Source organism: Pseudomonas sp. BLCC-B112, from assembly GCF_028550695.1.
GTDB lineage: Bacteria > Pseudomonadota > Gammaproteobacteria > Pseudomonadales > Pseudomonadaceae > Aquipseudomonas > Aquipseudomonas danubii.
The window spans coordinates 264816-290495 of the sequence record NZ_JAQQGK010000010.1 but is presented as its reverse complement, the minus strand read 5'-3'; the positions used below and the strand labels follow the sequence as shown (position 1 = coordinate 290495).

21 protein-coding genes and 2 pseudogenes are annotated in these 25680 nt (G+C 63.5%); 5 read left to right on the top strand and 18 right to left on the bottom strand.

All coding sequences use genetic code 11. The features are described 5' to 3' along the window. Positions 1 to 23: 23 nt before the first annotated feature. The gene (locus PQT43_RS25400; protein ID WP_110652950.1) at positions 24 to 947 is read right to left on the bottom strand and encodes a LysR family transcriptional regulator; all 924 of its coding nucleotides are present in this window, start codon (positions 945 to 947) and stop codon (positions 24 to 26) included. A 128-nt stretch (positions 948 to 1075) separates the two neighbouring features. Here PQT43_RS25400 and PQT43_RS25395 point away from each other — a divergent pair, with 128 nt between their 5' ends. The 3 genes from PQT43_RS25395 (at position 1076) to PQT43_RS25385 (ending at position 5564) form a co-directional block, all read left to right on the top strand. Then, entirely contained in the window at positions 1076 to 2512 is a 1437-nt protein-coding gene (locus PQT43_RS25395; protein WP_102879989.1) for an MFS transporter, read from the top strand. A 36-nt stretch (positions 2513 to 2548) separates the two neighbouring features. Next, positions 2549 to 4273, top strand: coding sequence for an alkaline phosphatase D family protein (locus PQT43_RS25390; RefSeq protein ID WP_272754924.1), 1725 nt, complete (start codon positions 2549 to 2551; stop codon positions 4271 to 4273). Positions 4274 to 4385: 112 nt separating this feature from the next. Then, entirely contained in the window at positions 4386 to 5564 is a 1179-nt protein-coding gene (locus tag PQT43_RS25385; protein ID WP_170004897.1) for a DUF6166 domain-containing protein, read from the top strand. A 12-nt stretch (positions 5565 to 5576) separates the two neighbouring features. On the opposite strand, the gene PQT43_RS25380 is transcribed toward PQT43_RS25385, so the two are convergent. Continuing rightward, entirely contained in the window at positions 5577 to 5969 is a 393-nt protein-coding gene (locus PQT43_RS25380; protein ID WP_272754922.1) for a hypothetical protein, read from the bottom strand. Positions 5970 to 6156: 187 nt separating this feature from the next. After that, complete coding sequence (gene lysA, locus PQT43_RS25375) at positions 6157 to 7389, bottom strand: diaminopimelate decarboxylase (protein WP_272754921.1); 1233 nt, start codon at positions 7387 to 7389, stop codon at positions 6157 to 6159. A gap of 129 nt (positions 7390 to 7518) precedes the next feature. Between lysA and PQT43_RS25370 the strand changes: the two genes are divergently transcribed. Further along, complete coding sequence (locus PQT43_RS25370; protein WP_272754920.1) at positions 7519 to 8433, top strand: LysR family transcriptional regulator; 915 nt, start codon at positions 7519 to 7521, stop codon at positions 8431 to 8433. A gap of 128 nt (positions 8434 to 8561) precedes the next feature. On the opposite strand, the gene PQT43_RS25365 is transcribed toward PQT43_RS25370, so the two are convergent. From PQT43_RS25365 to PQT43_RS25355, 3 genes are read right to left on the bottom strand one after another with little or no spacing between them, the layout of a single operon-like run. Next, positions 8562 to 9740 carry an acetyl-CoA C-acetyltransferase gene (locus PQT43_RS25365; protein WP_272754919.1) on the bottom strand — a complete coding sequence of 393 codons (1179 nt, stop codon included), beginning with the start codon at positions 9738 to 9740 and terminating at the stop codon, positions 8562 to 8564. Positions 9741 to 9752: 12 nt separating this feature from the next. Next, positions 9753 to 10412 carry a CoA transferase subunit B gene (locus PQT43_RS25360; protein ID WP_011060620.1) on the bottom strand — a complete coding sequence of 220 codons (660 nt, stop codon included), beginning with the start codon at positions 10410 to 10412 and terminating at the stop codon, positions 9753 to 9755. Between the two features lie 36 nt (positions 10413 to 10448). Continuing rightward, positions 10449 to 11147 carry a CoA transferase subunit A gene (locus PQT43_RS25355; RefSeq protein ID WP_011060621.1) on the bottom strand — a complete coding sequence of 233 codons (699 nt, stop codon included), beginning with the start codon at positions 11145 to 11147 and terminating at the stop codon, positions 10449 to 10451. A gap of 179 nt (positions 11148 to 11326) precedes the next feature. On the opposite strand from PQT43_RS25355, the gene PQT43_RS25350 reads away from it, so the two are divergent. Then, positions 11327 to 12229, top strand: a complete 903-nt coding sequence (locus PQT43_RS25350) for a LysR family transcriptional regulator (RefSeq protein WP_102879983.1) — start codon at positions 11327 to 11329, stop codon at positions 12227 to 12229. Between the two features lie 3 nt (positions 12230 to 12232). On the opposite strand, the gene PQT43_RS25345 is transcribed toward PQT43_RS25350, so the two are convergent. The 12 genes and pseudogenes from PQT43_RS25345 to PQT43_RS25295 form a co-directional block, all read right to left on the bottom strand. Then, positions 12233 to 13075 (bottom strand): NAD-dependent protein deacetylase, encoded by an 843-nt coding sequence (locus tag PQT43_RS25345; protein ID WP_272754917.1) that lies wholly within the window; start codon positions 13073 to 13075, stop codon positions 12233 to 12235. Between the two features lie 111 nt (positions 13076 to 13186). Then, a pseudogene (locus PQT43_RS31540) lies at positions 13187 to 13777 on the bottom strand (methyl-accepting chemotaxis protein); the annotation flags it as partial. Positions 13778 to 14041: 264 nt separating this feature from the next. Beyond that, positions 14042 to 14818, bottom strand: a pseudogene (locus PQT43_RS31535) (CHASE3 domain-containing protein); the annotation flags it as partial. 213 nt (positions 14819 to 15031) lie between these two features. Next, positions 15032 to 17257: an LTA synthase family protein gene (locus PQT43_RS25335; protein WP_272754915.1), complete on the bottom strand. Its 2226-nt coding sequence runs from the start codon at positions 17255 to 17257 to the stop codon at positions 15032 to 15034. A gap of 304 nt (positions 17258 to 17561) precedes the next feature. Further along, positions 17562 to 18002: a CBS domain-containing protein gene (locus PQT43_RS25330; protein WP_102864196.1), complete on the bottom strand. Its 441-nt coding sequence runs from the start codon at positions 18000 to 18002 to the stop codon at positions 17562 to 17564. A 169-nt stretch (positions 18003 to 18171) separates the two neighbouring features. Next, entirely contained in the window at positions 18172 to 19341 is a 1170-nt protein-coding gene (gene solA, locus PQT43_RS25325) for an N-methyl-L-tryptophan oxidase (RefSeq protein WP_272754914.1), read from the bottom strand. Between the two features lie 24 nt (positions 19342 to 19365). Continuing rightward, positions 19366 to 19893 (bottom strand): DUF2867 domain-containing protein, encoded by a 528-nt coding sequence (locus PQT43_RS25320; protein WP_253085588.1) that lies wholly within the window; start codon positions 19891 to 19893, stop codon positions 19366 to 19368. A 417-nt stretch (positions 19894 to 20310) separates the two neighbouring features. Beyond that, on the bottom strand, positions 20311 to 21417 hold the full coding sequence (locus PQT43_RS25315; RefSeq protein ID WP_253085605.1) for a polyamine ABC transporter substrate-binding protein: 1107 nt from the start codon (positions 21415 to 21417) through the stop codon (positions 20311 to 20313). A 150-nt stretch (positions 21418 to 21567) separates the two neighbouring features. Then, positions 21568 to 22464: an ABC transporter permease subunit gene (locus tag PQT43_RS25310; RefSeq protein WP_102879976.1), complete on the bottom strand. Its 897-nt coding sequence runs from the start codon at positions 22462 to 22464 to the stop codon at positions 21568 to 21570. Continuing rightward, positions 22461 to 23342, bottom strand: a complete 882-nt coding sequence (locus PQT43_RS25305) for an ABC transporter permease subunit (protein ID WP_170004810.1) — start codon at positions 23340 to 23342, stop codon at positions 22461 to 22463. The genes PQT43_RS25310 and PQT43_RS25305 overlap by 4 nt, the downstream gene beginning before the upstream one ends. A 44-nt stretch (positions 23343 to 23386) precedes the next feature. Then, positions 23387 to 24529, bottom strand: coding sequence for a polyamine ABC transporter ATP-binding protein (gene potA / locus PQT43_RS25300; RefSeq protein ID WP_253085587.1), 1143 nt, complete (start codon positions 24527 to 24529; stop codon positions 23387 to 23389). Positions 24530 to 24779: 250 nt separating this feature from the next. Next, a complete protein-coding gene (locus PQT43_RS25295) occupies positions 24780 to 25535 on the bottom strand; it encodes a gamma-glutamyl-gamma-aminobutyrate hydrolase family protein (protein ID WP_102864202.1) in 756 nt (251 codons plus the stop codon). Positions 25536 to 25680: the final 145 nt, after the last annotated feature.

The window sequence follows — 25680 nt, the reverse complement described above, 5'->3', positions numbered from 1 at the left end:
AGGGTCTCGAGGATCAAGGGGCATCAGCGGTGGTGGCCGCCGGGTAGGGTATCTGTGGTGTCGCTACAGAGTTCGTGGACGCATTGGCGCAACCAGCGATGGGCCGGGTCGGCCTCCATGCGCGGGTGCCAGAGCAGGGAAATGGTCAGCTCCGGCAGCGGTACCGGCAGGCGGAAACTGTGCAGGCCTTCTCGCAGGTTGCTGGTGTGGCGTTCGGGCACCAAGGCGATCAGGTCCGAACCCCGGGCCAGGGCCAGGGCCGCGGAAAAACCGCTGACCAGGGTGACGATCTGCCGCTGCCGGCCCAGGGCCTGCAGCGTATCGTCCATGCGGCTATGGTCGTGGCCCTGGTGGGACACCAGGATGTGCTGGCCGGCCAGGTAGTGGTCGAGACTCACCGGGCCGCGGCTCAAGGGGTGGTCGCTGCGCACCACGCCGATAAAGCGATCGCGAAACAGCGCCCGGGTGCGCAACTCGGGGCTGGTGTCGGCATCGATCACTGCGGTTTCCAGATCGACGCTGGCCTCGCGCAGGGGCTTGCTGTCGCGGTCCAGCTTGGGCACGAAATGCACCCGTACCCCGGGCGCTTCGGCCCGCAGGCGGTTGACCAGGGCCGGGCCGAAGTTCTCGACGAAACCGTCGCGGCTGCGCAGGGTGAAGGTGCGCACCAGTTGCCTGAGGTCGATCTGCTCGGCCGGGCGCAGGGCGGCTTGAGCTTGCTCCACCAGCGGTCCGACTTGCTGGCGCAGTTCCAGTGCCCGGGGCGTGGGCACCAGGCCTCGTCCGGCGCGGACCAGCAACGGGTCACCGGTGGCCTGGCGCAGGCGGGACAGGGCCCGGCTCATGGCCGATGGGCTCAGGTTCAGGCGCAGGGCGGCCCGGGCCACACTGCCTTCGCTCAGCAGTACGTCCAGGGTCAGCAGCAGATTCAGATCGGGAGTCGACATGGGCGGAATCTAGCACGCCCAGAGCTGACATGGCGTTGCATGCATCAATTAACTGCAAAGCCTGCGTCTTCCGCCAGGTCTGGCGCGGACATAGGCTGGCGGGCAAATGCCTTGATGGAGTCTGCGCAATGTCCACCCTTGAGTCGAACCGTCCCGCGCTTCAACCCCGTGCACGCTGGGCCCTGGCCAGCCTGTCGCTGGCGACGCTGATGCCGTCCCTGGACACCAGCATTGCCAACGCCGCGCTGCCGAGCCTGGCCCGGAGCCTGGAGGCATCCTTCCAGCAGGTGCAGTGGATTGTCCTGGCCTACCTGCTGGTGATCACCACCTTGATTGCCAGCGCCGGGCGCCTGGGAGACCTGCTGGGCCGGCGCCGGGTGCTGCTGGGCGGGATCGCCCTGTTCACCCTGGCTTCGCTGCTCTGTGGTCTGGCGCCAAGCCTTGGTTGGCTGCTGGCGGCCCGGGCCCTGCAAGGCCTGGGGGCGGCCCTGATGCTGGCCCTGAGCATGGCCCTGGTGGGCGATGCGCTACCCAAGGCTCACACGGGAACGGCCATGGGCGTGCTAGGCAGCCTGTCGGCCCTGGGCACCACTCTGGGTCCGTCCCTGGGCAGCCTGTTGCTGGCCGGCGTCGGCTGGCGCTGGATTTTCCTGGTCAATGTGCCGTTGGGGCTACTGGCTTGGCTGCTGGCCTGGCGTTGCCTGCCACAGGACCCCAAAGCCACCTCAGCCAGCGCTTTCGATCTGCCCGGGACGCTGCTCCTGGCCCTGAGCCTGGGTGCCTATGCCCTGGCCCTGACCCTGGGGGACAACCCGCTGGCGCTGTTGAACCTGGGGCTGTTGTCGGTAGCGGTGGGTGGGGGCGTGCTGTTGGTGTGGGTAGAGCGACGGGTGGCCGCGCCGCTGTTTCAGCCCGCCTTGCTGCGCCGGCCGCAACTGCGCCGCAGCCTGCTACTGAGCCTGCTGGTGTCCACGGTGATCATGACCACTCTGGTGATCGGGCCTTTCTATCTGTCCCAGGGGCTGGGGCTGGCGACTGTCTGGGTGGGCCTGTGCCTGTCCCTGGGGCCGCTGGTGGCGACCCTGAGCGGGGTACCCGCCGGACGCCTGGTGGATAGGCTCGGCGCCCGGCTCTTGTGCCGGCTCGGGCTGCTGGGCATGTTCTTCGGTCTGTGCCTGCTGGCGCTGTTGCCCGTGAGCCTGGGGCTGGCGGGGTACCTGCTGCCCATTGCCCTGGTGACCGCCAGCTATGCGCTGTTCCAGGCGGCCAACAACAGCCTGGTGATGCTCGACGTGGCAGCGCAGCAACGGGGGCTGACGGCGGGCCTGTTGAGCTTGTCACGCAACCTTGGCCTGATCAGCGGCGCGGCCGCCATGGGGGCGTTGTTTGCCGTGATGTCGCGGCCGGGCGAGGGCGGTCCTGCCGATGTCGCGGCGGTGGCCCGTGGCATGCACTGGACCTTTGCGGTCGCTGCCGTTCTGATGCTGCTGGCGCTGATTGTCGCCTGTTTCGACCGGTTGTCCGAGGCGCCTGATCGGGCTTGTCGGTTGCCGCGCCCGAACTAAGCTTGGCCTGCACACCCCACCAAGGAGCAGGTCACCGTGAGTACACTTCGCACCCCTTCTTTAGGCCCGATTGTCGGGCACACCACCGATACGTCCTGCCGTTTATGGATCGCCGCCTCCGATGCCCTGGACGAGAAGGGCGTGGCGGAGGATATCCGCACCATCGGCGTGATTGGCGTGGTGGGCAGCAATGGCCGGGTCGCGGCGGACAACATCTTCTATTTTCGCTTGCGACGCGAGTACCACCGTACCGGCACTTTCAATCTCGGTGTCGACACCAGCCTGTGGAGCAACCAGGCTGTGCGCAAGCAGCTCAAGCCCTTTGTGCTGACGCCTGACACCCGGTATCGGGTGCGCATGGCGTCGCTCAACGTCGATGACGCGGGCAGCAACGATGATGATGTGTCCAGCGAGTCGGTGGTGCATCGCCTGCCCGAGCCTGGCGCCTGGGCCAATGATCTGAACCGCACCGGGGCCGACAAGATGTATGTCGAAGCCGAGTTCACAACCCGCGCCAGTGCCGGCGCCAAACCCGCGCCCCTGAGCTTTCTGCTGGGGTCTTGCCGCTACCCGGGGCTGCTGTGGAAACGCAAGCATTCCGACACCATCTTCGGGTCGATGCTGGCCGACCATGGGGATGCGCAACTGGTGCTGATGGTGGGCGATCAGATTTATGCCGACCTGTTCAACCGCCTGGTGCCGGTGGGGCTGGCGGATACTTTCGAGGAATTCGAGGAGCGCTACCACAGCGCTTTCGGCTCGCCGAACATCCGCCAATTGCTGGCCCACCTGCCCACCTACATGATCCTCGACGACCACGAGATCGAGGACAACTGGACCCAGGACCGGATTCGCAAGGACCGTGACAAGCGCCTGCTGTTCAACCTCGCCATGGGCGCCTACATGAGCTACCAGTGGAGCCATGGACCCCGCTTTGCCGACAGCTATGTCCATGGCCGGGCCATGACCGGTGACGACAAGTACCTGCAGCAGTTGCAGACCAACCAGCTGTTCTACGACTTCTCCTGTGGCGACTACCCGTTCTTCGTGCTCGACACCCGTACCCAGCGCTTTCTCGATGATGTGCCCGATGCCCTGGAGGACAACCATCTGCTGGGCCGTCCTTCACTGCACCCCAGCGAACCGGGTCAGCTCGACCGGCTGTGTGCCTGGTTGCGGCACATGCAGGAGGATCGGGGCAACATCCCCAAGTTCGTGGTCACTTCCAGCGTCTTTGTGCCCAACGGCGTGGATACCGTGGGCACAGATTCTGATGCCGTGCGCCACAAGAATGACAGCGACTCCTGGTCGGCTTTCCCCTCCACGCGGCGCGCCGTGCTGGAAACCATGATCGAGCACCAGGTGCAGAACGTGGTGTTCCTGTCCGGAGACATTCACTGCTCGAACATTTCCCGGTTGGCGTTCAGTGCCGCGGGGCAGGCCCTGAAGTCCTATGCCGTCACCTCGTCGGCCTTCTACTGGCCTTTTCCCTTTGCCGACGGTGACCCGGCCGGTTACGTGCACGACTCAACGGCGCCGCAGACGCCCGATAGCTTTGCGCTTCTCGACGGTACGCACACCATGGATTACCACACCTGGGCCTTTACCCAGGCCGATAACTTCGCCCGTCTCGACTTGCATCCCGGCAGCGCCGAGTTGGTGGTGCAGTTCTACGGCGCCGACGGTGCGCCGCTGTTGACCCGCAAGCAGGACGACAGCGTGAACAACCAGGAGGAACGGCTGCAACTGATGCCTTGGTAGCAGGGGCGTCCTCAGCTATGCCGATTGATGGATAATCAACCTCCCCTGACCGCTTGCTCCGGCCGGGGGAGGCAATGGAGTTTCCATCAATCAGGCGGGCAGGGGCGTAGGCATGGGGCTAGGTGTACAGGAGATCAATGGCAGTATCGGTGAGCAGAAAACATCGGCGCTGTTGTTGAAACGATTCTGGGTTTTGAAGCGCACCCCCGATGTGGATGGCGCAGATTTTCTGGTGCAGTTTCCGCAGACCGATCTTGAGTCCATCAGGGCTGCCGCTGGTGGCATCCAGTGCTTCGGTATTGTGCAGTCGAAGTACTTCCAGAAGAAAAATCCGGTGCGTATCCAAAAGCATTATGTATTGGATCAACAGGTTCCCCGCTGCGAGTTTTTTTGCTTGATCCACTCCCAGGATGATCAGGGTAATGACCTGACCTACTTCTTTTCGGCCAAAGAAATTGTTCAATGCTTCGAGGACAGGGGGGATAATTATGTGTTCTCTGTCACCAAGAAAAGAACCTATGAAAAGTACCGAAATCTTAGTTCGCAGGTGATCTTCAATAGCATTGAAAATGGCATGTATGAGGCCGATGTAGCGAACAATAAAGTGTATATAAACAAAATATACGAACGTATTGTCATGCCTACACAGCATTATCAGGAAGAGCCTGATTTCGAGTATTCATTGAGGATTGTCGAAGGGGTCAGGCTGGTTATCTGCTTTGATCTCCAATCGTCACGTAAGCATCTGCTGGAAGGACGACGAGACCTGCATGCCAATCGAGGAGAGTTCGGATGGGGTGGCAAAGGCACCGGCAGCAAGTTTCTGGCCGTATCCTTGCTGGCTCATCACCTGGATGGCGCCACGCCCGGAGAGAACGAAATCAATGCGCTCTTGAACAATTTGATTGCAAAACTGGATTTCACCGCAGAGCACCGGATCTCAAGTGCGGATGTGCGGCTCGCACTGTCGAAGGTGACCCCCCAAGGGCAGTTGCTGTGGGACAAGAGCCAAGCCGAATTGCCTCAGAATGAGGACTTTTCACGAGAGTATTTCATTATCAAAGACTTGATTGGCAACGTCTTGCACATGGAGTGCTATCGCGCAGAGCAGTATGAGATCCCTGTAGAGGCAACGCTTGCCAGTCAGGTGTCGATCTTTCTTCCTGTGGCCAAGAAGAACCTGGATGCTACATCGAACAAGTTGCTGGCAGTGGTAGCGCTCAAACGAGAGTGGCAGGGCGCTCAAGTCGTGCGGATTCTTGGAATCCAGAGTATCTACTATGACAATTGATATCTTGGGCGCTTAGACCTCGTGGCCTTTTATGTAGATTTCGTGCAAGTCATCTACGCGACCAAGAAACATCGCCTGATGTTTCATGTTCCGGCTGCTGGCTAAGAGGGCGATGGACAACAGGTCCCAGAGGACGGCAAAACCTGTGAAGACGATGCCGGATACGTAGCTAAGAATGATCAATACGATAAGCAGAGTGCCTGTGAGCATTGCTGGAACACTTTGCGGTTCAACCCCTGGCAGGAGCGGGTACTTGAAGGCCAGGACGATCCAGAACGCCATGCCTGGGCAGATTCGCGCAATCAGGTCGTAATAGATGCTGGGAATGAGGTTGAAGATCGAGGTGAGTCCGCTGCCGCCTTCGCTCTTGCCGGGTTCTTTCTTACCCTTGTCTGCATCGCTCATGGCTCTCTCCCTTGTGCTCGGAACTCCTGGCTACTGACTATTAGTTCAAGGGGATTGCCTTGTCCATGGAGCAGGCTGGCTAAGCCGGTCAGTAGCGCGATGGCAGGGAAAGGGACGAGCACCTGGCTGGGCGAACACAGGGCCTTGTTTCCCTGTGTCGCTATCCGGATCGGTATCCAGAGGGGGCTTACAACCCCAGTTCCAGCGCCAGCAAGTCCGCCAGGGGCTGGCGCCGGCGGATCAGCTGTGGCTGGCCGTTGGCGAACAGCACTTCCGGCAGCAGCGGCCGGCTGTTGTAGTTGGAGGACATGCTGGCGCCGTAGGCGCCGGTGTCATGCAGCACCAGCAGGTCGCCGACCTGGGCCTGGGGCAGCAGGCGCGGGGTCAGGCATTCGTCGTCCTGGGTGAAGATATCGCCGGACTCGCACAGCGGGCCGCCGACCACGGTCAGCTGTTGCGGGCGCTGCACCGGCTGGCCGCTGGCGTCCAGCAGGCTCATGCCGTGGTAGGCGCCGTACATGGCCGGGCGCATCAGGTCGTTGAAGCCGGTGTCCACCAGCACGAAGTGATGCTGGCCGGCGGTCTTCACCACCCGTACTTCGCTGACCAGGCAACCGGCCTCGGCCACCAGGAAACGCCCCGGTTCGATCTCCATGCGCACGCCGTGGCCCAGGTAGGCCTCGATCTCCCGGCGCGCGACGCTCCAGGCGTTGGCGTAGCGCTGCACGTCCACCGCGGTGTCGCCGTCGCGGTAAGGGGTGGACAGGCCGCCACCAATGGAGAACGCCTCGATGTCGTGGTCCAGGGATTTCACCGCCGTCACCATGGCCGCGCCCACTTGCTCCAGGTGGTCGTAGTCGACCCCGGAACCGATGTGCATGTGCAGGCCCACCAGGTGCAGGCCGTACTGGCGGATCACCGCCAGGGCTTCGCCGACCTGATCGTGCCAGATGCCGTGTTTGCTGTTCTCGCCGCCGGTGTTGGTCTTGCGGCTGTGGCCGTGGCCGAAGCCCGGGTTGATCCGCAGCCAGACCCGGTGCCCCGGGGACCGCTCCCCGAGTTGACGGAGCATGTCGATGGAGCCGGCGTTGACCTCCACTTGCAGTTCCACCACGCGCTTGAGGGTGGCTGCGTCGAACAGGTCGCAAGTGAAGACGATGCCGGCATCCACCGGGCTGAAACCGGCCAGCAGGGCACGCTCGATCTCCCCCAGGGATACGGCGTCGACCCGTACCCCGGCCTCGCGGATCAGGCGCAGCAGGTGCAGGTTGGACGAGGCTTTCTGGGCGTAGCGCACCACGTCGAAGGCCTGCAGTTGGGCAATGCGCGCCTGGATGGTGGCGGCGTCATAGCACCACAGTGGAGTGCCATATTGGCGGGCAGCGGCGACGAGTTGAGCGGGAGAGAAGGGAATGGCCATGGCGATTGCTGTCTGTGGTCAGTGAGAGTGGTTGCAGCATGCCGATTTCCGGTCATTCAATAAAATATCTATTCTTTGTAGCCTAATTCAGATCTGATATGGGTTGAGCGATCAAGCGAGCCTCTGTTCATGGACATCTCCCTGCGGCACATCGAAGTATTCCGCGCCATCATGCAGGCCGGCAGCGTCACCGGCGCCGCGCGCCTGCTGTTCACCTCGCAGCCCACGGTGAGCCGCGAACTGGCGCGGCTGGAGGCGCTTTCCGGTCTGCGCCTGTTCGACCGCGAAGGCGGGCGCCTGCTGCCCACGGCCCAGGCCCTGCTGTTGCTTGAAGAGGTCGAGCGGGCCTATGTGGGGCTCGAGCGGATCAACAGCGTGGCCCAGTCGATCCGCCGTTTCGAGCACGGCCAGTTGAGCCTGAGCTGCCTGCCACTGTTCTCCCAGACCCTGCTGCCGCGGGTGTGCAAGCGCTTTTTGCAAGCGCATCCGGGAATCGGCCTGAGCATCACTGCCCAGGAATCGCCGCTGCTGGAAGAGTCCCTCAGCGCCCAGCGCCATGACCTGGGCCTCACCGAAAGCGAGCACCTGCCACGAGGTACTCAAGGGGAACTGCTGTTCTGCGCCGATATGGTCTGCATCCTCCCGGACGATCATCCGCTGTTGGCCAGGCCACGGCTGGCTTCGGAGGATTTTCGCGGGCAGAACTTCATCAATCTCTCGGGCCTGGATATCTACCGGCAAACCCTGGACGAGCATTTTCGCCAGGCCGGGGTCGATCGCCGGGTGGTGGTGGAAACCACCAACGCCGCCTCGGTGTGCGCCATGGTGCGCCAGAAACTGGGGGTGGCGATCATCAATCCCTTGAGCGCCATGGAGGAAGTGGGGCGTGGCTTGGCGATCCGTCCGTTGCAGCTGTCGGTGCCGTATCGGGTGATGCTGATCCGCCCGGATTACCGGCCGTCATCGAGTTTTGTCGAGGGCTTTTGCCAGTCGTTGCGAGAGGAAGCGCGGCGCCTGGAGGGGCAGCTACGAAACATCCTATGAAAACCGACACCCTCGCTACAGGAGCCCGCTTGCTGGCAAAGGCGATCTCTCGAACGCCTTCGCTGGCAAGCCAGCTCACAACGGGATGTTTCTGAGGGACAGGCCCGCGCAGGTCGCGGGCTGGATGGTTAGCGCTCGATGGCCAATGCCACGCCCTGACCGCCGCCGATGCACAGGGTCGCAAGGCCTTTCTTGGCGTCGCGCTTGAGCATTTCATGCAGCAGGGTCACCAGCACCCGGCAGCCCGACGCGCCGATCGGGTGGCCGATGGCAATGGCGCCACCGTTGACGTTGACCTTGCTCGCATCCCACGCAAGCTCCTTGGCCACGGACAGGGATTGCGCGGCGAAGGCTTCGTTGGCTTCGATCAGGTCCAACTGGTCCAGGGTCCAGCCGGCCTTGTCCAGGCAGCGGCGGGTGGCGGAGACCGGGCCGATGCCCATGATCGCCGGGTCGACCCCGGCGTTGGCGTAGGCGGCGATTCTGGCCAGTACCGGCAAGCCCAGGGCCCGCGCCTTGCTGGCGCTCATCAGCATCACCGCGGCGGCGCCGTCGTTCAGCGCCGAGGCGTTGCCGGCGGTGACGCTGCCGTCTTTCTTGAACGCCGGCTTGAGCTTGGCCAGGGTTTCGGCGGTGGTGCCGGGGCGCGGTTGTTCGTCGGTGGCGAAGGTCAGCGGTTCGCCCTTGCGCTGGGGAATCTGGATCGGGGTGATCTCGTCAACGAAGCGCCCGGCCTCGATGGCCGCTGCGGCTTTCTGTTGGGAGGCGGCGGCGAAGGCGTCCTGGGCTTCGCGGCTGATGCCGTATTTTTCCACCAGGTTCTCGGCGGTGATGCCCATGTGGTAGTCGTTGAAGGCGTCCCACAGGCCGTCGCTGATCATGCTGTCGATCATCTGGCTGTGGCCCATGCGCAGGCCGGTGCGGGCGCCGGGCAGCACGTAGTTGGACAGACTCATGTTTTCCTGGCCGCCGGCGATGATTACTTCGGCATCGCCGCAGCGGATGGCCTGGGCGCCCAGGTGCAGGGCTTTAAGACCAGAGCCGCAGACCTTGTTCAGGGTCATGGCGGGCACGGCGTGGGGCAGGCCGGCCTTGATCGCGGCCTGGCGGGCGGGGTTCTGCCCGGCGCCGGCGGTGAGCACCTGGCCCATGATCACTTCGTCCACCTGGGCCGGGTCGATGCCGGTCTGGGCCAGCAGTTGGCGAATCACGGCGGCGCCCAGGTCGACGGCGGGAATGCCCGCCAGGGAGCCCTGGAAACTGCCCACGGCGGTACGAGTAGCGGCAACGATAACGACGTCTTGCATGTTGGGGGCTCCTTAAGCGAACTGCATTTCAGGCACGTGGTCCGGCACGATCAGCTTGCCGGCGGTCTTGCTGACGATTTCCTCGACGCTGACCCCGGGGGCGCGCTCCTTGAGGATGAAGGCGCCGTTCTCGATCTCCAGGTAAGCCAGATCGGTGAGCACGCGCTTGATGCACTGGGCGCCGGTCAGCGGCAGGCTGCAACGGCTGAGCAACTTGGATTCGCCGTCTTTCGAGGCGTGGGTCATGGTGACGATGATGTTCTCGGCACCGGCCACCAGGTCCATGGCGCCGCCCATGCCCTTGACCAGCTTGCCGGGGATCATCCACGAGGCGATGTTGCCTTGCACGTCGACTTCGAAGGCGCCGAGCACGGTGAGGTCGATATGGCCGCCGCGGATCATCGCGAAGGATTCGGCGGAGGAGAAGATCGAGGCGCCGATGCGTGCGGTCACCGTCTGCTTGCCGGCGTTGATCATGTCGGCGTCGACTTCGTCTTCAGTAGGAAAGGCGCCCATGCCCAGCAGGCCGTTTTCCGACTGCAGCATGACTTCCATGCCGTCGGGGATGTAGTTGGCCACCAGGGTCGGAATGCCGATGCCGAGGTTGACGTAGAAGCCGTCCTGCAGTTCGCGGGCGACGCGCTGAGCCATTTGTTCGCGGGTAAGAGCCATGTTTGTTGTCCTTTTAGTCGGGCTGGGGAAGGGCGATCACTTGCGCACGGTGCGCTGTTCGATGCGCTTCTCGAAGGTGCCGCAGATGACCCGGTCGACGTAGATGCCGGGGGTGTGGATCTGCGTCGGGTCCAGCTCGCCCGGCTCGACGATTTCTTCCACTTCGACCACGGTGATCTTGCCGGCGGTGGCCGCCAGGGGGTTGAAGTTCTGCGCGGTGTGGCGATAGACCACGTTGCCGAAATGGTCGGCCTTCCAGCCCTTGACGATGGCGAAGTCACCGGTGATGGATTCTTCCATCAGGTAGGTGCGGCCCTTGAACTCGCGGGTTTCCTTGCCGTCGGCCACCGGGGTGCCGACGCCGGTAGCGGTGAAAAAGGCCGGAATGCCGGCGCCGCCAGCGCGCATTTTTTCCGCCAGGGTGCCTTGGGGAGTCAGCACCACTTCGATTTCGCCGCTGAGCAGCTGTTTCTCGAACAGGGCGTTTTCACCGACGTAGGAGGCGATCACCTTGCTGATCTGGCGGTCCTCCAGGAGTACGCCCAGGCCGAAACCGTCGACCCCGCAGTTGTTCGAGACCACGGTCAAATCACGGGTGCCGCGGCGCTTGATCTCGGCGATCAGGTTCTCGGGGATACCGCACAGACCGAAGCCGCCGGCGATCACGGTCATGCCATCTTGCAGACCTTCCAGGGCTTCCTCGTAGGACGCCACGCGCTTATCGAAACCTGCCATTTGCACCATCCTCTTTCTTGTTCGTTGGCGGCTGGCCAGCCGTTTGCGGATCAGTGTTGCGCTGCAGGATTGATTTGTTAAGTTGATTTTTAAGGTTGATTGATTTGAAAAACAGCATAATCGGCTCCAAGCTTGCGGCCTGAAGTTTATAGCTTGTGGCTGCCTCCTGAGGATGACAGATGACGGTTAAACAGATTCGGGCCTTTCTGGCGGTGGCCCACAGTTTGAGCTTTGCCCTGGCCTGCGAGCGCCTGCACCTGTCGCAGTCGGCCTTGAGCCTGACCATCAAGGCTTTGGAAGAAGGCTTGGGCGGACGGTTGTTTACCCGCAATACACGCAATGTGGCGCTGACCCCGGAAGGCGAGGCTCTGCTGCCTCTGGCCCGGCGCCTGATCGCCGATTGGGACAATGCCGAGGACGAACTGCGCCAGCGTTTCACCCTGCAGCGCGGGCGGGTGACGGTAGCGGCCATGCCGTCCTTTGCCGGCAATCTGCTGCCGCCGATCCTCAAGCGCTTTCGCGCCCGCTACCCCCAGGTCAACGTCACGGTCAATGACGTGGTCAACGAGCAGGTGCTGGAGATGGTCCGCGACCGCGAGGTGGAACTGGGGGTGGCCTTCGAGCCTCAGGACAGCACTTCCTTGCTCTTCACCCCGCTGTACATCGACCGTTTCGTGGCCGTGGTGCCCAAGGATTCGCCCCTGGCGCAGCGCAGCCGCATCGACTGGCAGACGCTGCTGCAGGAGCCCTTTATCACCCTGCAGCGGCCGTCCACGGTGCGGGTGATGCTGGAGGACCATCTGCGGGCCCGAGGCGTGCAGTTGCCGGTGGAATTTGAAAGCCATCAGCTGGCAACCGTGGGGCGCATGGTCGCCAGCGGCCTGGGTGTCAGTGCGGTGCCGGCGCTGTGTGCCCAGCACATGCGCGAGCTGGGCGGGCATTGCCTGACCCTGGATGATCCGGTGGTGGAGCGGGCCATCGGCGTCTTGACCAAGCCGGGGGAGGAGTTGTCCACCGCGGCCCAGGCGCTGTTCGACATCCTGCGCGAGGAAAACCTCGACCAGCGCGTGGCCATGCTTTGAGGCTTAGCGCAGCAGGCGTTCGGCCAACAGCGGCAGCAACCGGTCGCAGGGCTCGCCGAGCTTGAGGTCCAGCAACTCGTCGGCGCGGGTCTTGCCGAAGTTGATGGCCAGCAGCGGCTTGCCCTGCTCAGCCACGGCGCGACACAAGCGAAACGCCGAATACGCCATCAGCGATGAACCCACCACCAGCAGGCCGGCGGCCTCGTGTACGGCACTCAAGGCCCGGGCGGCGGTGGTCTGGGCCACGTTCTCGCCGAAGAACACCACGTCGGGCTTCAAGCGGTCGCCGTCGCAATAGGGGCAGCGGGGGACCTGGAAGCGTTCCTCGAAGGACGGGTCCAGCAGGGTGTCGCCATCCGGCGCCTGCACCGCGTCGACGCCGGCCAGGTAGGGATTGAGCGCCTGCAACTGCTGCTGGATGGCATCACGCTGACTGCGCTGGCCGCAATCCAGGCACAGCACTCGGTGCAGGCTGCCGTGCAGTTCGATGACGTCCAGGCTGCCGGCCTGATCGTGCAGGGCGTCGACATTCTGGGTGATCACCCCGGCAATCCGGCCTGCGGCCTGCAATTGCGCCAACGCCTGGTGCGCGGCATTGGGCCGGGCCTGGCGCATGCGCGGCCAGCCGAGCATGGCTCGGGCCCAGTAGCGACGACGGGCGTTGGCCTGTCCAAGGAACTCCTGATACATCATCGGCTGCTTGCCGCGGCGCACGCCTTCGCTGTCGCGGTAGTCGGGGATGCCTGACGGGGTGCTGATGCCGGCCCCGGTCAGGACCATGAACGGCTGGCCGTGCATGGCGGCGGCGACTTGTTCGAACGGCGCAGCGGTGGGTCGATCAATCATGGGCTGCTCTCCTTTGCAGAGGGGACGGTGATCAGAAATAAACGCAAAACCCCGGGGATGCCAGGGTTTTGCGTCGATGACTGGGCGGTCGCCCTGGCCAGGGCGCTGAACCTACAGATGGAACACGTTCACCTGTTGCTCCAGGTTCTGCGCCAGTTGCTGCAGGGAGCGGGCCGTCTCGGTGGTTTCCTCCACGGCCTGGCTGTTCTGCTGGGACATCTGGGCGATGCGTTCGACATTGCGCGCCACATCCTGACTGGCGGCGGTCTGCTCCCGCAGGGCCAGGGAGATCTGGTCCACCACCCGCACCACATTGCCGGACGAGGTGCGGATATTGACGATGGCCTCACCGGCCTGCTGGGCCAGTTCGACGCCGTTTTTCACCTGATTGACCCCCACGTCCATGCTGCTCACCGCCTCTCGGGTTCCCAGCTGGATCTTGCCGACCATCTCGGTGATCTCCTGGGTCGAGTTGGCCGTGCGCTGGGCCAGCAGGCGCACCTCATCGGCCACCACGGCGAAGCCGCGACCCTGTTCCCCGGCCCGGGCGGCTTCGATGGCCGCGTTCAGGGCCAGCAGGTTGGTCTGTTCGGCAATGCCTTTGATCACGCTGACAATGCTGGAGATCTGCTCGGCGTGCTGACCCAGTTCACCAATCTGGGTGGCCGAAGCCTGCACGGTATCGGCGATCAGGCGCATGCTGCCCAGGGTGTCCTGGATCACGCTGCCGCCTTCCTCGGACTGGCGCCCGGACTCGCTGGACAGGGCGTGGGCATCCCCGGCGTTGTCCGCCACATGGTTGATGCTCACGGTCAGCTCTTCCACCGTGGCCGCCATGGAGGAGGCCGAGTGGGACTGCTCCTGGGCCGAGGCCGAGAGCTGTAACGAGGCGCTGGAAATGCTCTGGGAGGCGCTGACCAACTGGTCGGCCCCCTGCTTGATCTGACTGATCATGGTCCGCAGGCGCTCCTGCATGGCGGCGAAGGCCTGCAGCAGGTTGCTCACCTCATCACGGCCGGTGGCGCTGATGCTGCTGTCCAGGCGGCCGGCGGCGATGGCCTTGGCCACGTCCACGGCCTGGCGGATACGGCCCACCAGATTGCTGGACAGCGACCAGGCCACCAGCATGGCCAGCACCGCCGCCAGCAAGCCGCCGCCGATCAGGATCGCCAGGGCCGAGGCCTTGGCGTCGTCCATGGCCTGGCTGCGGGCGTCCTGCAGGCTTTTTTCCGCGTCGCGCAGCTCACTGGTGAGCTGGCGCATGGCGTCCATCTTGGCCTTGTCGCGGCCGGCGCTGATTTGTGCCGCCATGGCTTCGGCAGGCTGGCTTCCGGCGTTGATCGCCCGACGCAGGTCCAGGTTGCCCTGGACGTCGTCGCGCAGCCACTGGTCGTGCAGGGCCTTGAGTCGCTCCAGGCGCGCCTGCTGCTCGGGGTTGTCGGAGGTGCTGCTTTTGATCCGGGCGTAATAGTCGGCAAAGGCTTTTTCGCCTTGCTCCAGAGGTTCGAGGAAGCTGTCGCGACCGGTGAGGGCATAACCGCGCATGCCGGTCTCGACATTGATCAGGCTGCGCAGCAGGGCGTCGGACTGGCTCAGGACCTCGTAACTGTGGATGTTGCTTTTGACACTGCTGCTGACCTGATCGAAACCGCGCAGGGCCGCTAGTACCAGCAGCAGGAGGATCAGCAGGACGACGCCGAAACCGGCATAGAGCTTTTGTGAAATGCTCAGATTGGAAAACATAGGAAGGACCGCTCCTAAACCGTTGACTGAATGCTTCACAGGGCTGTGTCTCGACGAGGCAGCGTGATAGCTCAATGATGTTCAAATGACATCAACGGTCCGACTTTTCCTGTACAAAAAAAGTTTCATGTACAGGAAAATATTTTTTGCGGGGCGTGTAGAGGGGCGCATCGAGCGTCGCCCGAAAGGGCGATGCTCGATGTCCGGCAGGGTTCAGCTGGAATGGGCGCTGCTGTCTTCTTCGGCGTCGACGTTTTCAGGTTGCCCCGGCAACTCGGTGATCACGCTGAAGTCGCTGACTTCCACCGCGCCCAGGCCGTAGCCCAGAAGGTGGAAGGAGAACGCCTTGCGGGTTTCCGGGTTGTCGAAGCTGAAGTCCACCTGCAGCGGCTGGTCGGGGGTTACCAGCATTTCTTCCGGCAGGCCCAGGGGCACGTCCTGTTCCAGTTCCTTGCCCTTGAGCAGGATGTAGGCGTTCTGCTGCGGGTCGGCGGAGCGCACGGTGAAGCGCACCCGGGTCTGGGAACCCTTGGGCATTTCCAGGTACTGGGCGCCGATCAGGTTGTCGGCCCAGTCATCCTTGATCTGTGCTTGCAGCGGGATGATCGCCGGGCTGCCGAACTGATAGTGCTGGTTCAGGGGCGATTGCAGCAGGCTGCGATCCAGGTAGGCGCCCCGGGCACTGATCTGCCGGGCCCGCAGGCCGCCGTACTGACCCTGCAGACTGGCGCTGTCGGCGATGAAACCGGGGCTTGAGTAGTAGCGGCAGCGCTGCTGGAAATCACATTCGGTGAAGGTGCCCTGGCCGTCGTGGTAGCGCAGCTTGCCGTTGGTGTAGGACATGATTTCCCGGCCCTGGGCGTAGTCGCGGAACAACGAGCGGCCGCTGAGGCTGGCGGGCACCGGCAGGCCGAAGTAGTCCAGCACCGAGGCGCTGAGGTCGACGTGGCCGTAGGTCCCGGACTTGATATGGGGCAGCAGGTCCTGGTCCGGGGCCAGCATCAGGTTGAAGCCCCAGGACGAGGCCAGGCGCACGCCGTCGATGCCGTGGGATTCATCGGAGGTGATGATCACCAGGGTGTCCTTGAGCACGCCCTTGCGTTCCAGCTCCGTGAGGAACTGGTCGATGGCGTCGTCCAGGTAGCCGACCGCCGCCTGCTTGGGCGTCTCGTAGCGCTCCAGGTAGTCCTCGGGCGCGGAGTAGGGCTGGTGGGTGCCGACGGTCAGCAGGGTGAGCATCCAGGGCTGCTTTTTCTTCTTCAACTGATCCACGTAGCTCAGGGCGCCTTCGAAGAAGGCCTTGTCGTCCTTGCCCCAGGGGAATTCCAGGTAGTTGTCGTTCTTGAACCACTCCAGGCCATGGGTCGCGTCAAAGCCGATGTGCGGCATGATCTTGTCTTTGGCCATGAAGCGCAGGCCGGCGCCCTGCAGGTAGTGGGTGTTGAAGCCGAACTTGTGCATCTGCGCCGGCAGGCAGGCCTGGTTGCGCTGGTTCTGGGTGAGCATCTCGACGCCCTTGGGGGTGCCGTTGTCGAGCTTGTCGTAGTCGCCGCAGAGCATGGCGTACAGGCCGCGAATGGTTTGGTGGCTGTGCAGCACGTAGTCCGGGGTGTTCATGCCACGCTCGGCCCAGGCGCTGAGCTTGGGCATCAGGTCTTCCTGATAGTGGCTGTTCAGGGCCTCGCGGTTGGTGCGGATATAGGCCCCGGGAATGCCTTCCAGGGTAATCAGCAGCACGTTACGCGCGCGGCCGGCGCTGGGCAGCAGCGGCTGGCCTTCAAGGTCGAGACGGGTCAGGCCGGCCATGGGCGGCGGCACATCGGCGACATCGCCTTGCAGCCAGTCTTCCAATTGCATCTGCGCCTGGCCGGTGGCGGTGGCCAGGGCCTGGTGGGGCAGGTTGAACAGCTGCCACTGATCGGCTTCGCTGGGTTTGAGGTATTGGGTGGCGCCGTGGGTTAGGAGCAAGCCCAGCGGCAGAATCCAGAGCGTGCGTGGCAGTGTCGGGGTTTTCACCGCGCGACTGCTGCGCTGGACCACCAGCCACAGCATCAGCCCCAGCAGCAGGGTCAGCCCCAGCTCAGGGTGGGTCAGGCCGCCACCGGTGGAGTTGCCGACAAATTGCGGGTCCACCAGGTAATGCAGGTCGGCGAGGTTGGGCATGCGCCCCACGGCGCTCACCAGCTCGGCGCTGACCAGGGTCAGCAGTGCCCACACCAGCAGCACCGGCAGCGCCAGCCACCAGCGGCGGCGGTACAAGAGCAGGGTCAGCAGACTGGCGCTGGCCAGGTCGGACAGGTAACCCAGCGGATTGGACCAGCCCAGGGCCAGGCGCGCGCCCATTGGCACCAGCAACAGCAAGCCGAACAAGGTGCACAGGGGAGCAAGAGGGTGTTGGAGGCAACGACGGATCAACTTCACAAATAACCTGCCTGTCATTAAATCTTCACGCAAATGTGCGCGAGTTTAACAAGAGCTTAAGGTAAGACGTTTCTTATTCATGGGGGGAATTCAGTTTTGGCCGAGTTGAGAATTGGCCCGGATGCTCTTCAGATTGAGCTGAAGGCCAGTACTCAGGCGTCTGACGGCTGTTGTGGACGAGGCTGTCAGTGGCGGGATTTACTATTTCAGAGTGTGAAAAAACCAGCACCGCTGGATCTGCTCCAAGTTGATGGCGCCGCGCTGTTGCAGGTGCGGGCTGGCCAGCGATGGCGCCATTTGGGGCGATGCAAGGTTTGCGGGGTTACTCGCCGCGAATGTATTGCTCCAGCTGGCGGATCAGGTCGGCCTGTTCGGCAATCGCTTCCTTGACCAGGTCGCCAATGGACAGCAGGCCAAGCAGTTGGCCGTTCTCCACCACCGGCAGGTGGCGCAGGTGGCTGTCGGTCATGATGCTCATGCAGGTTTCCACGCTCTGGTGGGAGTCCACGGTGATCACCGGCGAGCTCATGATGGCGCTGACCGGGGTGCCCACCGAGGAGCGCCCGTGGAGCACCAGTTTGCGCGCATAGTCGCGCTCGCTGATGACCCCGACCACTTGACCGTTCTCCATCACCGGCAAGGCGCCGACGTTTTTTTCGGCCATCAGCATCAGCGCTTCCAGGACCATCTGGTGCGGGGCGATGGTGTGCACTTGCTGGTTGTGCTTGGCCTTGAGTTTCAGCAGTTCTGCGACGCTCTTCATGGGGCGCTCCGGTGGTTCTACGTGGGGCGGCGATGCGCCGCCCTGAGGGTTTGTTAAAGAATCGTAGAGACTGGGCCCGTCGGCAAGGCTGAAAACGGCAGATAAACGGCGAAAAACGTCAGCCCGGGGATTTTTTTTCATCAGCGCCCCGATAAAGGGGTCGTTGCCTTCAGAGGAAGCGCTGCAGAGAGAAACTGCCCAGGTCGATCTCGCTGTGCCCGTCCACGTGCCACTGGGCCAAGGCTTCGCCAATCGCCGCCGAATGCTTGAAACCATGACCGGAGCAGGCACTGACCACGGTGACGTGGGCCAGGTGCGGGTGGCGGTCGATGATAAAGCCCGAATCCGGAGTCACGGTGTAGGCGCAGACGCTGGCCTTCACCAGCTCCGGCGCGAGCCCGGCGATATGCGGCGCCACCAGCTCGTGGAACAGGCGCTGGGCGTCGGCGAGGCTGGGCTGGCGGTCGAGGCTGTCCGGCTGGCTGCTGACGCGGTATTGCTCGGTGGCGATCTTCACGCTGCCTTCGCCGGGAATCGGCGGGAAACCGTAGCAGGCGTCGACATCGCCGGCGCTGTGGAGGATGAAGCTCGGCGAGCGGGCCGGGTAGTGCTGGGGCTCATCGAGGCGGAACCAGTACAGCTGCTGGCGACAGACCTGCAGCAGTGTGTCGAAGGGCGCCCCGAGCAACTGCGCCGACCACATGCCGGCGCTGACGATGACTTGCCGGGCCTTGATCGGCGAGCCAGTGCTGATGATCTCCACGCCCTCGGCGCCGGGCTTGAGTTCCAGCACCGTCTGGCCGCTGATCAGCGTGGCGCCCAGTTGCCGGGCCCGGGTCAGTTGCGCGTCGATGCAGCGTTCCGGGCGGACAAAACCACCGCCGGGTTCGAAGTAGCCACGGGCGCTGTCCGCCAGCGGGGCGAACTGCGGGAAGCGCTGACGAATGTCGGCAGCGTCGAGCACTTCATGCTCGATACCGTAGCGCCGGGCGAGGTCAATGCTGTTGTCGGTGAAGTCCAGGGCATCCGCCGGGCGTTGCGGATCGGTGCTGGCGGTCATCACCAGTACCCCGCATTGCTCGAACAGCGGCACATCCAGCTCGGTTTCCAGCTCGCGCCAGATCTGCTGCGAGCGGATCGCCAGGGGCACATAGGCCGCGCCTTCGCCCACCGCCTGGCGGGTGATGCGGGTGTCGCCATGGCTGGAGCCCTGGTCGTGAGGCGGGGCGAAGCGGTCGATGCCCGCCACCTTGACCCCGCGCTTGGCCAGTTGATAGAGGGTGGCGGCGCCCATGGCGCCCAGGCCTACGACGACAACATCAAATTCGGGTGTCTGCACGGCAAGATCCTTGGGGGTGAAGGCTCAGCGGTTATTATTGATGGTGGCCAGGGTCATGGGCGCGATGATCCGGTGGAACGGCGCCACCGGCAGCATGTACAGGCGCCCCAGGCGATTGTGCGGATGGACCACGGTGGACAGCACGATCGGCCGCAGGCCCTCGGCGGTCAGGGGCTGGAGGTTGAGGGACAGGTGCACGTCCAGGTGCTTGTCGCGATCCACCACCAGCACCTCATCGGGGCTCTGGGAGATCAGGGTAAAGATGCCGACCCGGTCGCCGGGCTGGTAATCCTCGTCGGGGCGCGACAGGTCAATGCGGGTCAGGCGTCCCAGGTCCTTGAGGCCGAACAACTGCACCACACGGTTGCGCAGGCCCATCAGGCGGTCGATCCAGGCCGGGGTCTGGCTCATCAGGTTCAGCAGGTGGCGCATGGCGCTGCGTTCGGGGTCGGTCGCCAGGGTGCGACGGCAGTCGACGAAGGTCGCGCCCGGGGCCAGGGAGGCGATGCTGGAATCATGGGGCAACGGGCAAGGGTGTACGGCGGACTTCATCGGTGCAGCTCCTTGAAAGTTGGCGGCTTTGGCTTCATGCCGATCAGTCACGCCAGAAGCGGCAAAAAATACCACTTCTAGGGGCGGGGAACAGCCTGCGGCAGCGGCTACAGAGTGCTCAAGAAGGTATCTGGAGTCTTTGTAGCCGCTGCCGAGCGTTAGCGAGGCTGCGACAGGGGCCGCAGGACCCTCTGCTGCCTTCAGGATCGCTGCGTTTGCTGCGTCGGTACGCCGCCCAAGCCGTTCGCAGCCTGCGGCAGCGGCTACAGGGAACGCAAAAAAGGCGCCCGAAGGCGCCAAGGATTCACCCCAACCGAGGGAGCCGGGTGAAGCCGTTCGCAGGGGTGTCGCGGTGGTAAGGCGCGACAGGAACGGAAAAAGGGCAGCAGCGCCCGCCTGTTCGGCGGGCGGCTTGGATCATTTACCCAGCTTGATCCTTGTCCAGCCGCGGTTCATCACGCGCTGGATGGCAATCGGCTGATCCGGCACCGCATACAAGGTGGCCAGCACCTCTTGCGGTGGGTAGGACGCCGGGTCGTTGCGGATCGCTTCGTCCACCAGTGGCGTGGCCGCCGCGTTGGCGTTGCTGTAGCCCAGGCTGTTGGTGACCTCGGCAATGATGTCCGCGCGCATCAGGAAGTTCATGAACAGGTAGGCGTTGTCGACGTTGGCGGCGTCCTTGGGGATGGCCATCATGTCGTAGAAGCTGCCGGCGCCTTCCTTGGGAATGCTGAACGCGACCTTCTCCTGGTTGCCGGCCTCTTCGGCGCGGGAACGGGCCTGCAGCACGTCGCCGGAGTAACCCACGGCCACGCAGATGTTGCCGTTGGCCAGGTCCGAGATGTACTTGGAGGAATGGAAGTAGGTCACCGAAGGCCGGATCTTCATGAACAGCTCCTGGGCTTCGAGGATCTGCGCCTTGTCCTTGCTGGTCACCGGGTAGCCCAGGTAGTGCAGGGCGGCCGGGAGCATCTCGGTGGGCGAGTCGAGGAAACTGATGCCGCAAGCCTTGAGCTTCTCGGCGTTCTCAGGCTTGAACAGCAGGTCCCAGGAGTTGGTCGGGGCGTCAGTGCCCAGGGCCGCCTTGACCTTGTCCGGGTTGTAGCCGATGCCGATCGAACCCCACATGTAGGGGAAGGCATGGGCGTTGTCCGGGTCGCTGGCGGAGGCGTTTTTCAGCAGTACCGGGTTGAGGTTTTTCCAGTTGGACAGTTTGGACTTGTCCAGTTCCTGGTAGACCCCGGCCTTGATCTGCTTGGCCAGGAAACTGTTGGACGGCACCACGATGTCGTAGCCGGACTTGCCAGTGAGCAGGCGCGCTTCCAGGGTTTCGTTGCTGTCGAAGACGTCGTAGGTGACGTGGATACCGGTTTCGGTCTCGAACTTTTTCAGGGTGTCCGGGGCGATGTAGTCCGACCAGTTGTAAACGCGCAGCACCTTATCGTTGGCTTGAGCGCCGGTCACCATCGCGCCCATCAAGGACAGTGAGAGCAGGGTTTTGGCGAACAGAGTCCTGCCAAGCATTTTCATCACTACAACTCCATTTCTTATTGTGCAGATTGCTGCGTGTGCAAGGTGGATATTGGGGGAGCTTTTTACCCGCTTCACCAGCCAGCGGGCGCCTACGGATAACATCAACCTGTAGGCGTCAGCGGGCTGGCGAAGCGGTCACGGTCAGGCCGTCGCCGGCGCTCGTACCGCAGGTTTTTTTGCCGCCGGTGGCTGCCAGGATTCGTTGGCGGTGAAGTCCATGGCTTCCTGGATCGCCCGCTTGCGGGCGGCTTCGGCGCGACGGCCGAAGTACCAGACCAGGAAGGTCACCAGGGACACCGCCAGCAGAATCAGGCTGGCCACGGCGTTGATCTCGGGCTTGACCCCCAGGCGCACCGCCGAGAACACTTCCATCGGCAAGGTGGTGGAACCCGGGCCGGAGACGAAGCTGGCCAGCACCAGGTCATCCAGGGACAGGGCAAAGGACATCATGCCGCCGGCTGCCAGTGACGGCGCGATCATCGGGATGGTGATCAGGAAGAACACCTTGAACGGGCGCGCTCCCAGGTCCATGGCCGCTTCTTCGATGGACAGGTCCAGCTCCCGCAGGCGCGCGGAGACTACCACGGCTACGTAGGCGGCGCAGAATGTGGTGTGGGCGATCCAGATGGTGACGATGCCCCGTTCCATGGGCCAGCCGATCAATTGCGCCATGGCCACGAACAGCAGCAACAGCGACAGGCCGGTGATCACCTCGGGCATCACCAGCGGCGCGGTGACCAGACCGCCGAACAGGGTACGGCCCTTGAAGCGGGTGACTCGGGTCAGCACGAAGGCCGCCAGGGTGCCCAGGGCCACCGCCGCTACGGCGGTGTACAGGGCGATTTCCAGGGAGCGCATCACCGAGCCCATCAGTTGCTGGTTGTCCAGCAGGCCGACGTACCACTTGATCGACCAGCCGCCCCACACCGTCACCAGCTTGGAGGCGTTGAACGAGTAGATCACCAGGATCAGCATCGGCAGGTAGATGAACAGCAGGCCCAGCACCAGCATCAGTTTGGAAAATTCGAAGCGTTTCATGCCCGTGCCTCCATCTCTTTGGCCTGGCTGCGGTTGAACAGCAGGATCGGAATAATCAGGATTGCCAGCATCACCACCGCCAGGGCGGAGGCCACCGGCCAGTCACGGTTGTTGAAGAATTCCTGCCACAGCACGCGGCCGATCATCAGGGTTTCCGGGCCGCCCAAGAGTTCCGGAATCACGAACTCGCCGACCACCGGGATGAACACCAGCATGCAACCGGCAATGATGCCGTTCTTGGCCAGGGGTACGGTGATTTTCCAGAAGTTGTTGAAGTTGCTCGAACCCAGGTCGGACGCGGCTTCCAGCAGGCTCTGGTCATGCTTGACCAGGTTGGCGTACAGCGGCAGCACCATGAACGGCAGGTAGGCGTAGACCACGCCGATATACACGGCGATGTTGGTGTTGAGGATTTCCAGCGGCTGGCTGATCAGCCCGGTCCACAGCAGGAAGCTGTTGAGCAGGCCGTTGTTGCTGAGGATGCCCATCCAGGCGTAGACGCGGATCAGGATCGCGGTCCAGGTCGGCATCATGATCAGCAGCAGCAAGACGTTCTGGGTTTCCTTGCTGGCCTTGGAGATGGCGTAGGCCATGGGGAAGCCCACCACCAGGCACATCAGGGTGCTCAGCAGCGCCACCTTCAGCGAGCCCAGGTAGGCCGAGAGGTACAGCTCGTCGCCGGCCAGCATGGCGTAGTTGCCCAGGTTCAGCAGCAGCTGGAATTTCTGTTCGGCGTAGCTGTAGATCTCCGAGTAGGGCGGGATTGCCAGGGCCGCTTCCGAGAAGCTGATCTTCATCACCAAAAAGAACGGCAGCATGAAGAACAGGAACAGCCAGAGAAAAGGAATGCCGATCACCAGCTTGCGACCGCTGGGCAGCATGCGGAACAACTTCTGATTGAACGTGCTCATGGTCGAAGTCCTCATGCCCGCAGCACCACGCCGCTGTCGTCTTCCCACCAGACGTAGACTTCGTCGTCCCAGGTCGGCCGCGCGCCACGGCGCTCGGCGTTGGCCATGAACGACTGGACGATCTTGCCGCCAGGCAGCTCGACGTAGAACACCGAGTGGCCGCCCAGGTAGGCGATGTCGTGCACTTTGCCTCTGGACCAGTTGTAGCGGGCGTCGGGCTTGACGGTGGTGACCAGCATCTTTTCCGGGCGGATGGCGTAGGTCACCGACTTGTCCTGCACCGAGGTGCTGACCCCGTGGCCGACGTAGATCTGTTGCTCAAGGTCCGGGCAGTCGATGATGGCGTAGCCTTCCAGGTCTTCGGTGACGGTGCCGTCGAAGGCGTTGACGTTGCCGATGAATTCGCACACCAGGCGGCTGACCGGCGCCTCGTAGATGTCCACCGGGCTGCCGGTCTGGGCGATCCAGCCCAGGTGCATGATGGCGATGCGCTGGGCCATGGTCATGGCTTCTTCCTGGTCGTGGGTCACCATCACGCAGGTCACGCCCACGCGCTCGATGATCTCAACCAGCTCAAGTTGCATCTGCGAACGCAGCTTCTTGTCCAGGGCACCCATGGGTTCGTCCAGCAACAGCAGCTTGGGGCGCTTGGCCAGCGAGCGGGCCAGGGCCACCCGCTGGCGCTGGCCACCGGACAGCTGGTGCGGCTTGCGCCGGGCGTACTGGGTCATGTGCACCAGCTTGAGCATCTCCTCGACCCGGGCGTCGATCTCGGCGGCCGGCAGGCGGTCCTGCTTGAGGCCGAAGGCGATGTTCTGGGCCACGGTCATGTGCGGGAACAGGGCGTAGGACTGGAACATCATGTTGATCGGCCGCTCGTAGGGCGGCATGTCGGTGATGTCCACGCCATCCAGCAGGATGCGGCCCTCGGTGGGGCGTTCGAAGCCGGCGAGCATGCGCAGCAGGGTGGATTTGCCGGAGCCGGAACCGCCCAGCAGGGCGAAGATCTCGCCCTGGTGGATCTCCAGGGAGACATCGTCCACGGCCACGGTTTCATCGAACTTCTTGGTCACGCGGTCGATCTTGACCAGGACCTTCTGCGGGCTCGGGGTGCCTTCGAGGGCCTTGCGGTAAGTGCTGGAGGCGTTTGCCATGTGAAACTCCCAACAGGTGTCAGCAGCCTGGCCAATTCGGCCGGGCTTAAAGGTTGATTGCCAGCCCGCAGGGGGTGCGGGCTGATTCGGCGCTGCCTTCCTGGCGGCCTGACGCTATTTGTTGTTGTGGTCTTGCCGTTTGCTGCTCACGCCGAACACGGGGCGCGCGCAGGCGCGCTCGCCGTGGGGCAGGGCGTGGTGGATCTTGTTGAATGCCTGGAAGGCCGCCTTGGCGGCCGGGGTTTGCCGGTTAGCGGCGTTGCGCGGCCCGTTGCCGGCAGGCGTCGCCAAAGGCCTGGAAGATTCGCAGGTAGGCCGGGTTCGACAGCACCTGCCATTCCGGGTGCCACTGCACGCCGAAGGCGAAGGCTGTGCTGTGTTCCACCGACAGCGCCTCGATCAGGCCATCCGGGGCCACGGCCTCGACCCGCAGGCCGGGGGCCAGGCGGTCGACGCCCTGGCTGTGGATCGAGTTGACCTGGATCTCGCCGGCCAGGCCCATGGCCTCGAACACGCCGCCGGGCTGGATTGCCACCGGGTGCGCCGGGGCGTACTGCACTTCGATGCGCGGGTCGTCGGCTTCACGGTGGTCCATGTAGCCCGGCAGTTCATGCACCTTCTGGTGCAGGCTGCCGCCGAAGGCCACGTTCATTTCCTGGAAGCCGCGGCAGATGCCGAGCACTGGCACGCCAGCGGCAATCGCCGCGCGCAGCAGGGGCAGGGTGGTGGCATCGCGTTGCGGGTCGTGGGCGGTGCCCGGTTCGCTGGGCGTGCCCTGGTAATGGAAGGGTTCGACATTGGAGGGCGAGCCGGTAAACAGCAGCCCGTCCATGTTGTGCAGCAGATCGTCGATATCGATCAGATCCGCCAGGGAAGGAATGATCAGGGGCAGGCCCTCGGCCGCGACGCTGACAGCACGCAAGTACTTGTCGCCGCTGACGTGGTAGGGGTGCAGGCCGATCTCTTTGACGCACGCAGTAACGCCGATCAATGGCTTGAATGCCATTTTTATCACCTCGAAATTCACGCTGGAACGAGTTTTTCCAGAGCTTATCCTCGTTGATTTTAATTAACAACTTCCATGTAAAAAATTCTAAACGTTAATCGTCCGAAACCCGCAGGTGGCGCGGATTGCGCCGGTTATTTGTCTC